The sequence below is a fragment of the Cupriavidus sp. WS genome (assembly GCF_000395345.1).
Lineage (GTDB): Bacteria > Pseudomonadota > Gammaproteobacteria > Burkholderiales > Burkholderiaceae > Cupriavidus > Cupriavidus basilensis_B.
On the sequence record NZ_AQPL01000219.1, the window covers coordinates 37837 to 47291 of the forward strand.

General features: G+C 72.5%; 8 protein-coding genes. 2 read left to right on the top strand and 6 right to left on the bottom strand.

The features are described from left to right. Positions 1 to 187 precede the first annotated feature (187 nt). The gene (locus K206_RS44710; RefSeq protein ID WP_020203895.1) at positions 188 to 1687 is read left to right on the top strand and encodes a methyl-accepting chemotaxis protein; all 1500 of its coding nucleotides are present in this window, start codon (positions 188 to 190) and stop codon (positions 1685 to 1687) included. Positions 1688 to 1806: 119 nt separating this feature from the next. Here K206_RS44710 and K206_RS0118595 read toward each other — a convergent pair whose 3' ends face one another. The 4 genes from K206_RS0118595 to K206_RS0118610 form a co-directional block, all read right to left on the bottom strand. Beyond that, the gene (locus K206_RS0118595; RefSeq protein WP_020203896.1) at positions 1807 to 3168 is read right to left on the bottom strand and encodes a lysine N(6)-hydroxylase/L-ornithine N(5)-oxygenase family protein; all 1362 of its coding nucleotides are present in this window, start codon (positions 3166 to 3168) and stop codon (positions 1807 to 1809) included. Positions 3169 to 3220: 52 nt separating this feature from the next. Then, positions 3221 to 4333 carry a GNAT family N-acetyltransferase gene (locus K206_RS0118600; RefSeq protein ID WP_155888127.1) on the bottom strand — a complete coding sequence of 371 codons (1113 nt, stop codon included), beginning with the start codon at positions 4331 to 4333 and terminating at the stop codon, positions 3221 to 3223. Positions 4334 to 4474: 141 nt separating this feature from the next. Next, positions 4475 to 5473 carry an alpha/beta hydrolase gene (locus K206_RS0118605; protein ID WP_020203898.1) on the bottom strand — a complete coding sequence of 333 codons (999 nt, stop codon included), beginning with the start codon at positions 5471 to 5473 and terminating at the stop codon, positions 4475 to 4477. 43 nt (positions 5474 to 5516) lie between these two features. Next, entirely contained in the window at positions 5517 to 7181 is a 1665-nt protein-coding gene (locus tag K206_RS0118610; protein WP_020203899.1) for a cyclic peptide export ABC transporter, read from the bottom strand. Positions 7182 to 7365: 184 nt separating this feature from the next. Between K206_RS0118610 and fhuF the strand changes: the two genes are divergently transcribed. Continuing rightward, on the top strand, positions 7366 to 8148 hold the full coding sequence (gene fhuF / locus K206_RS0118615) for a siderophore-iron reductase FhuF (protein ID WP_020203900.1): 783 nt from the start codon (positions 7366 to 7368) through the stop codon (positions 8146 to 8148). A gap of 35 nt (positions 8149 to 8183) precedes the next feature. Here the strand turns inward: fhuF and K206_RS38655 are convergent, their stop codons facing one another. Next, positions 8184 to 8456 carry a hypothetical protein gene (locus K206_RS38655; RefSeq protein WP_155888128.1) on the bottom strand — a complete coding sequence of 91 codons (273 nt, stop codon included), beginning with the start codon at positions 8454 to 8456 and terminating at the stop codon, positions 8184 to 8186. 11 nt (positions 8457 to 8467) lie between these two features. Further along, a partial coding sequence (locus tag K206_RS38660) for a PepSY domain-containing protein (RefSeq protein ID WP_020203902.1) occupies positions 8468 to 9455 on the bottom strand: 988 nt, incomplete at its 5' end.

Consider the following 9455-nt stretch of genomic DNA (forward strand, 5'->3'; position numbering starts at 1 on the left):
GGATTCGCGTCAGGCGCCGATGTCAGGCGTCGACCTCAGGCGCCGACATCGCGCCCGGCGAATGCGCGTTCACAGTTTTTCACAATTGCCTTCTAAGGGTTTCCACTTAGCCTTCCGTTAACTTGATAACGGAAGGGGACTTGCTCGTCAGGGCATCCCCTTTACCTTCTGGCCATCAAGAATACGCATGAACAGCGGCATTGCCTTTATCACTCCCCCGGCCCATGCCGCGCTGCCGCGCGCCTGCGGCCCTCAGGCGCGCGTCCCGAGCCTGGCGCTGCGCGACATGGCGCGGCAGGCCGACGCCATCATGTACTTCACGCTGGTCTGTTCCGTCGTGGTGGCATGGCTGATCGGGCTGTACTACGCGCAGACGGGGCTGGCCCTGACCGGCGGCGGCTTGTCCCTGCTGGTGGGCAGCGCCGCGTTCTTCCAGGCGCGCGGCACGGCGCTGTCCCGCAGCCTGCTCACCATCTGCAATGTCGTTCTCGTGGCGCTGCATATCCAGCTTGCCCACGGGGCCACCGAATTCCATTTCGGGGTATTCGTGCTGCTCGGGCTGCTCCTGGTCTACCGCGACGTGGGCGTGCTGCTGCTCGCGGCGGGGCTGTTCGCGGTGCATCATCTCGCGTTCGACCGGCTCCAGGCGCTGAACTTCATGGTGTTCTGCACCGAGAGCGCGAATCTGCCGCGCACGTTGCTGCATGCGGCCTATGTCGTCATGCAGACCGCCGTCGAGATGTTTCTCGCCCGGCGGCTGCGCGTCGCGGCCCTGGAGGCGGCGGAACTGTCGGCAATCGTCGGCCAGGTGGATCGCGGCGGCAGGATCTGCCTCGACGTCGGGCACATCCCGGTCACCGCGCCGATCGCGACCGTGCTCAAGTCCACCATTGCGAAGATGGAAATCGCCATGCGGGACGTCGGCGCCAGCGCATCGGGTGTCGAACGGGCGGCAATGGAGATCGCCAGCGGCAACGCCGACCTGAGCCGGAGAACCGAAGTCCAGGCCGGCAGCCTGCAGGAAACCGCCGCCTCGATGGAAACGCTCGCGCGCATCGTGAAGCAGAACGCCGAACATGCCCAGGACGCGAGCCGGCTCGCCGACGCGGCTTCGACCGTGGCGCGCGAAGGCGGCGCCGTGGTCGCCCAGGTCGTCGATACCATGCAGGGGATCGCGCAGAGCGCGAAGGAGGTGGTCGACATCATCGGCGTCATCGAAGGGATCGCGTTCCAGACCAACATTCTCGCGTTGAACGCGGCGGTGGAGGCGGCGCGCGCCGGCGAGCACGGCCGCGGTTTCGCCGTCGTGGCGTCGGAAGTGCGCGGCCTCGCGCAACGCTCGGCCACGGCCGCCCGCGACATCAAGCATCTGATCGAGAGTTCCACCAGCCGCGTGGACAGCGGCACCGTGCTGGTCGATCAGGCCGGCACGACCATGCGGGACGTGGTGGAGAGCGTCGGGCGCGTGACGCGCATCGTGGGGGACATCACCGGCGCCAGCCGTGAGCAGGCCACGGGCATTGCGCAGGTGCACGAGACCATCGTCCAGATGGACGAGATGACGCAGCACAATGCCGCGCTGGTCGAGCAGGCGGCTTCGGCCGCGGCGTCGCTGCACGAATCCGCGGAGGTCCTGCGCCAGGTCGTGAGCGCTTTCGGCAGTGGTGCCGGAGGGATGCGGGAATAGCGTGCGGAAGCCGGCCATGCGCCGCGCCGCCGCCATCGACCAATTTCCCGCGACTTTCCGCGACCGGCCGGCCGTTCCGCGGCACCCCCGGGCATGCCGGGGGTGCACGGCGCGGCGGCCTAGGCCCGCAGCGCGCCGAGCTCGGCCGCGCGCGCGTGGCGTGCGGCGGCGCCGTCCTGGCGGCCCGGCGTCAGCGCGTCGTACAGCGCGCTGGCAATCTCCTCGGCGCGCGCCGGCAGCACCGAGAGCAGCGTGTCGCTCAGGCCGTGGCTGCTCTGGCAGAAGCCTTGCAGGTAGACCGGCACCGCCAGCTCGGGCGCGGCCTGCACGCGATAGCTGCGGTCCACGGTGAAATCGCCCAGGTAGGGCGCCAGCGGCGCCAGCAGGCGGCGGTGGTTCTCGCGCTCGTAGCCGGTGGCCAGCACCACCGCGTCGTAGCGGCGCGTCTCGGTGGCTTCGCTGCCGGCCGGCGCGGTGTCGGCGATGGTCAGCTCGATGCCGGCCGGCGCCGCGTGGGCGGCCACCACCGTCTTGCAGGTCAGCAGGTTGACGCGGAACTGGCCGCTGACCTTCTGCCGGTACAGCAGCGCGTAGATGCGCTCGATCAGGTCGGCGTCGATCACCGAGTAGTTGGTGTTCAGGTATGCCTGGATCAGCCGGTCGCGCCCGGCCTGGGCCTGCTCGTAGACCACGTCGGTATAGGTCGGCGCGAAGATCTCGTTGACGAACGGGCTGTCGTCGGCCGGCTTGAGCGCGGCGCCGCGCACGATCAGGTCGGCCTTCACGCCGGGGTAGCTGTCGTGCAGGTCGATGAAGGCCTCGGCCGCGCTCTGGCCGGCGCCGATCACGGCGATGCGCATGGGCTTGCCGCCGGCGCACGGCTGGCGGCCGATCCAGTCGAGGTAGCCGGAATGGTGGCACAGCCGCGCGTCGCCCCGCAGGCCGGCGAAGACCTCGGGAATGCGCGGCGTGCCGCCGGTGGACAGCACGATGGCGCGCGCGTCGCGCGCGCGCTCGCGGCCCGCGGCGTCGGTGGAGACCACGCGCACGCGCGTGATGGCGTCGCCGTGGCGCTCGGGCTCGATGCGGGCCACTTCCTCGCCGTAGCTGCACTGCTCGGCGAAGTGGCCGGCGGCCCAGCGCAGGTAGTCGTCGTACTCCAGCCGGCTCGGGTAGAACGTGCGCAGGTTGATGAAGTCCACCAGCCGCCCGTGGCGGTGCAGGTAGTTGACGAAGCTGTACGGGCTGGTGGGATTGCGCATCGACACCAGGTCCTTGAGGAAGGAGATCTGCATCTCGCTCTGCGCCACCAGCGTGTTGCCGTGCCAGTGGTAGGTGCGCTGCTTTTCCAGGAAATGCGCGTCGAGCGGGCGGCCCGCGCCGGCCTGTTCCTGCAGGGCGATGGCCAGCGCCAGGTTGGACGGCCCGAAGCCGATGCCGACCAGGTCGTGGACGGCGGTGGATGCGTCGCGTAGCGTCATGAGTTCGGTCCTTGATGGATGGGTCACGGAAAGCGCAGCGTGGCGGCGCGGATCAGGCGCCGGGCGTGCTGGCACTGGCGGGGGCGGGGTTGGCGGCGGGCAGCAGCAGGTGCTCGCCGAAGAAACGTTCGCGCAGCAGCATCACCAGCATGGCGCGCTTGTGCGGGAAATCGAATTCCTTGATCTTGGAGAAGCCGGCTTTGTCGAGGTTGGCGATCTGGCGCGCGTGGTCGGCGCGCGGCTCGCCGACGATGCGCTGGGTGCGCGCGTCGTCCAGGAACTGGTAGTGCTGGATGGCGGGGAACCACGCCGTCAGGAACGACTTGCCGCGGAACGCCGGCTCGCCGATCAGCACGTGCCAGCCGCGGTCGTGGTCCTGCGCGTCGTAGAACGGCGCGATGCGGTTCTCCCTGGCCCAGTACACCTCGAAGTAGCCGAACGGCTGGTCGTCGAACGCGGCGATCAGCGGCAGCATGTGCGGGTCGTCGAGCAGCCCCTGCAGGTAGGCGCGGTGCCTGGCCTCGTCGCCTTCCTCCTGCCAGAAGTAGGCCACGTCGGGGTCGTTCATCCAGCGGTGCAGCAGCGGCAGGTCCTGTTCCAGCGTGGCCGCGCGCAGCGTCAGCGTCCGGCCCAGCCACGGGATGTGGCGGGCGTAGACCACGCCGCCCGGCTTGGGCGGGCGCAGCGGATGGCGGCGGCCGGCGGTGAGCGCGTAGCGCAGCGGGTAGGCGCCGGGCGTGGGCGCCATCCACAGTTCGGGCAACTGCCACAGCATCTCGGCCAGCGCCACCGTGCCGCGCGCGGCGTCCCGCACCAGCGCGCCGCGCTCAAGCAGCGCGCGCTCGCAGCCGCGCGCTTCCAGCTGCACGGGCAGCGCGCGCGGCGCGCCGTGGGCGAAGCAGGCATCCAGCGCGGCCAGCGTGGCGCGCGCCAGCGCGTCATCGTCCAGCGCGCTTTCGCGCAGGCGCAGCGTGCCGCCGTCGAAGGCGAAGCTGGCCAGCGTGGCGCCATCGCGCGACACCGTGAGCCGCGCGCCGTCGAAGCGGCTCTCGCAGCCGCCGTCCGGCTGCGCGGCGAAGGAGCGGAAGCGCGCGAAGGGTTTGACGGCGTCGGGCGTGGCGTCGGGAGTAATAGCGGGCGTTGCGGCGGAAGTCGGGGTCGACATGGCGAATCCTGGCGATGCGATTGAATGCGGTGCGATGCGGTCGGGGCCGGCGCGCGGCGGCGGCATGCCGCGCGCGCCTTCCCTACCGAGACGAGGCGCGCGCGCGCGAATTTAGTCCGGCCAGTCCGGCGGCCGGCGCGGTCAGGCCGCCCGCGCCACGGCGTCCGGCTCCGCGCCGGCCAGCCCGAACGCCTGCGCCAGCGCCCGCGCGATGTCGTCGTGCGCGTCTTCGGCCTCGCCGACGATATTGCCCATGCGCAGGAACTCGTGGACCATGCCCGGGTATTCGCGCAGCGTCACCGCCACGCCGGCCTCGGCCAGCTTGCGCGCATAGGCGCGGCCTTCGTCCAGCAGCGGATCGCACTCGGGCAGCACCAGCAGCGCCGGCGCCACGCCGCGGTGGTCGGGCGCCAGCAGCGGCGCGAAACGCCAGTCGAGGCGGTCGCGCTCGTCGCGCAGGTACTGGCGGTAGAACCAGTCGATGGTCTCGCTGTCGAGCAGGTAGCCGTGGCCATAGCGCTGGTGCGAGGGCGTGTCCTGGCGCCCGCCCAGGCCCGGGTAGCACAGCACTTGCAGGCACGGCTGCGGCAGCGCCGGGTCGTCGCGCGCGGCCAGCGCCAGCATGGCGCCCAGGGTGCCGCCGGCGCTGTCGCCGCCGATGGCGATGCGCGCGGTGTCCAGTCCGAGCGCCGCGCCGTGCGCGCCGAGCCAGGCCAGCGCGTCCACTGCGTCGTCGGCGGCGCACGGGAAGCGGTGCTCGGGCGCCAGCCGGTAGGCCACCGACAGCACCGCGCACGGCGTGCGCGCGGCCAGCGAGCGGCACAGCGAATCGTGCGAGTCCAGGCTGCCCACGGTGAAGCCGCCGCTGTGGAAATGCAGCAGCACCGGCAGCGGCGGCCCCGCGTGCGCCGCGCGCGGCGCGAACAGCCGCGCGCCGATATGGCCGCCGTCGCGCGTGGGCAGCGTCAGCGTTTCCACGCGCGCCAGCGGCACTGGCGGCAGGTCGAGCGCGCCGGACGCGTCGTCGAATTCGCGGCGCGCCCGGGCCGGCGTCAGGTGATGGATGGCGGGGCGCTTGCCGCTGGCGGTGGCGCTTTCCACCATGTCGAGCAGCGCTTCGAGGTCGGGATGCAGTGGCATGGGAAATCGGGTCCGTGGAATGGTGGAGCGGCGGCGCGGGCGCTCAGGCGGCCGGCGCCGCCAGGGCGTCGTGCCGATGCGCCGGCGGGGCGGCCTGCGGCGCGGGCGTGCCGCCGTCGCGCGCGATCTGGCCGTTCTCGATCTTGATCACGCGGTCGGCCACGCCGAAGTAGCGGTCGTCGTGCGAGATCACCAGCACCGCCTTGCCCTGCGCGCGCAGCTCGGGCAGCACCTCGCGGTAGAAGATCTCCTTGAACAGCGGGTCCTGGTCGGCCGCCCATTCGTCGAGCACCAGCACCGGGCGCCGCTCCAGGCAGGCCACGATCAGCGCCAGCCGCTTGCGCTGGCCCTGCGACAGCGCCTGCGTGGTGAAGCGCCCGGCGCGCACGCTGACCTTGTGGCCGAGCTGGAAGCGCTCGATCAGGCGGTTGGCCAGCGCCTCGTCGCGCGGGTCGTGCGCCAGCAGGGTCTCGAACAGGTGGAAATCGGAGAACACCGCGGAGAACAGCGCGCGGTAGTCCGCCAGGTGGGCCGGGTCGACCGCCGCGCCGTTGTGGCGCGCCTCGCCGGCCAGCGCCGGGTAGAGCCCGGCCAGCAGCTTGGCCAGCGTGGTCTTGCCGCTGCCGTTGCCGCCCACCAGGAACACGATCTCGCCGGCGCGCAGCTCCAGGTCGAGCGGGCCCAGCGCGAAGAAGCTGTTCTCGGCCTCGTGGAAATAGCGGTGGCTGGCGCCGGCCAGCGCCACCGAGACGAACGGCGCCGCGGGCAGAGCGCGCGCGGGCGCTTCCGGCTCGGTGTCGGCGCCCAGCGCCTCGATGCGCGCGTAGGCCAGGCGCCCCATGCTCAGCGCCGGCAGCGCGTTGAGCAGCGACTCCAGCGGCGACATGATGTACAGGAACATGATGGTGAAGCCGGTCATCACCGCCGGCGCCAGCGGCGTGGCGCGCGGCATGAACAGCACGCCGCCGATCACCGCGAAGAACAGGAAGCTGCCGAAGCCCAGCGCCACGAAGAAGATCGACAGCCCGCGCGTGCGCGCGCCGCGCACCGCCTCCAGCGAGGCTTCCAGCCCGTCGCGCAGGAAGCTGTGCTGCTTGTCCTGGTTGAGTTTGAGCTCGCGCGCGCCCGCCACCAGCGCCTTGAACTGGCCATGCAGCACGTCCTGCGCGGCGCTGGCCTGCTTCAGGTGCACCAGCGCGCGGCGGTGGTTGCGGTGGTAGAACCACGAGCCCGCCAGGATGATGGCGCAGGCCACGGCGAAGGTCTGCCACGACAGCCACGCCAGGTAGCCCAGGCAGCCCAGCACCACCATCGCGTTGGTCAGCACCACCGGGATCACCGACAGGCCGTTGGCCACGTGGGTGCTGTCGTCGGCCAGCGCGGCCTGCACGCGCGCGTTGCCGGTCTGCTCGATATGCGCGTAGGGCGCGCCGATGAAGCGCGCGCAGATCTGCGCGCGGATGCGCGCCAGCGCGCTCTGGCTGACCTGCACGAACAGCGTGGAGGCCAGCGTGCGGCACGCCAGCACGGCCAGCGCCAGCGCCGCGAACGGCAGCGCCAGCCGCGCGGCCTCGGCGCCCTGCGTGGCCAGCACGCGGTTGATGACCGCGATCATGCCCACCGAGCACAGGCCGGCGGCCAGACTGGCCGCGGCGGCCAGGACGATGGTGAGGCGCAGCTTGCGCGGCAGGGAGGAGAGAAGCGTCATGGGGTCGCGGAGGTGGCGGAAGGTGGCGGGCACTGCTGGATAGACGCGCGGCGCGCGGCGAAAGTTAGCGGCGGCCGCGCATCGCCCGCGCGGCGGCGGCGCCTTAAATTTCCGGCGGCGCGCTTCGTCACGGTGACGTGGGCGGCCTTGCCGGCATGGCCGCGCCGTCACGTCAGGAGATCCGATGATTGCTTCGCTGGCCCCGTTCTTCGCCGGGGCCTTGCGCCCGTTCGGCGAGCGCGTGGGCGTGGCCGCCGCCGCGCGGCCGGCAGCTCCGGCCGGCGGCGCGCCGTGGCAGGGCGCCTTCGGCCAGCCGCAGGCGCGCGACTGCCTCGCGCGGCAGGCGCGCGCGCTGGGCTGCGGCGACCTGCGCGCGCTGGCCGCCGCCTGGTTCCGCGACTACACGCTGGCGCTGCTGCCCAGCGCGCTGGTGGCGGCCGCGCTGCTGCGCCGGCAACTGCCGTTCGACGCGCCGCAGGCAATCTGGCACGGCGCGGCCGACGGCCTGCTGGCCTGCCTGCTGCTGCCGGACGAAGGCGAATGCCGGCAGGCGCCGCTGCCGGACCTGCTGGCGCCATTGGTGAACGCGCATCTGCCCGGCGTGGTGGCGGCGCTGTCGGCGGTAGCGAAGGTGTCGCCGCGCCTGCTGTGGTGCACGGGCGGGGTCGCCGCGGCCGGCGTGGCGCGGCAACTGGCCGCGCATCCGGCGCTGGGCGCGCCGGCGCGCGCGGAAGTGGCGGCGTGGATCGGCCAGGCGGTGTCGGACGGCGGCATCGCCAATCCGTACCACGGCGCCTTCCGGCCGGGCAGGGAGCCCGGCACGCCGGGCGTGGCGCCGCTGCGGCGCATCTGCTGCCTGAACCACCGGCTGCCCGGCGAGGGGCACTGCGGGACCTGTCCGCTGCCGCAGGCGCGCGCGGGGAAAATGGAAGCCGTCGCGCAGACGGTCCCGGTGGCGGCCCGCTGATGCCGCGCCTGTCCGGCGTTATTCAGCGGCGCTATTCAGATTTCGGATCCTTCCACCTCATCGGCACCGGCATCGCCGCGCGCCGATGCGCCTGCCGGCGCGCGGCGGCAGGCGCGGAACTGGCGCCACTGCCGCCACAGCAGCCGCGCGGTGACGCCGACCGGCACGGCCAGCCCCAGCCAGCACAGCCAGTCCCAGGCGCCGTCGCCGAAGATGCCCGCCGCCAGCCCGCCCAGCGAGAGCAGGCCGAGCAGGACCGGCATCGGCCAGGTGTCGCGCATCAGGCGCCCGCCATTCCGGTCGTTCACGTCCGTGTCCTTCATGCCTGGTCCCCCGAAAGCTGCGGCGGCTGCGGCTGCGGTGCGCGCGCGCCGGCGGCGCCGCGGCGCGGCCGCTTGAGCCAGAAGATGAAGCCGGTCACGGTGGCGCCGGCGGTGATGGCCGTGAGCAGCGCCCACAGCACCTGCAGCGGCCGCCCGGCGTAGTCGCCGAAATGGAACGGCGCCGACAGCAGCAGCACCTGCAGGTACCACGGCATGCCGCGCACCGCGGCCACCTTGCCGTCGCCGGCATCGACCAGCACGATGGCGTACACGCGCTTCTGCAGCTCGGTATGGCCGCGCAGCACCACGCCGTAGTGGCGGCCCGTGGAAAACTCGGTGCCGGGATAGAACACGAAGGCCGGGTCCTTGCCAGGCACCACGGCGCGGGCCGCGTCCAGCGCGCGGTCCACCGGCACCAGCGCGCCCGGCGCGGGGCCGGGCAGGGTGGCGATCAGGTGCTGCAGCTCGGTCTTCTGCCACAGGCCGATGATGAGCGGCGAGAACGACAGGAAGGTGCCGGTCAGCCCGACCACCAGCGCCCACACCATCACCACGATGCCGAACAGGTTGTGCAGGTCGGCCTGCACCACGCGCACCGGCTTGCCGAAGCGCAGCAGGCCGAAGGCCAGCTTGCGCATGAACGGGCCGTACAGCACCAGCCCGCTGACCAGGCTGGCCACCAGCAGCACGCCGATGAAGCCGATGAAGAACTGGCCCGGCAGGCCCAGGAACAGGTTCAGGTGCAGCTTGAGGATGAAGCCGCTGAAGGTCTCGCCGGGCGGGCCGGGCTTGCGCGTGGCGCCGGTGGCGGCGTCGAACTGGACGGTGGCGCCGTTGCGCAGCCTGGGCTCGCCGGGCGGGCCGACGCGCACGCCCACGGCGTCGGGGTCGTCGTCGCTGAACGAGACCGACTTGGGCGCCCAGCCGGGCCTGGCGGCGCGCGCCGCGTCCACCAGCGCCTGCAGCGGCGGGCGCGGCGCGCTG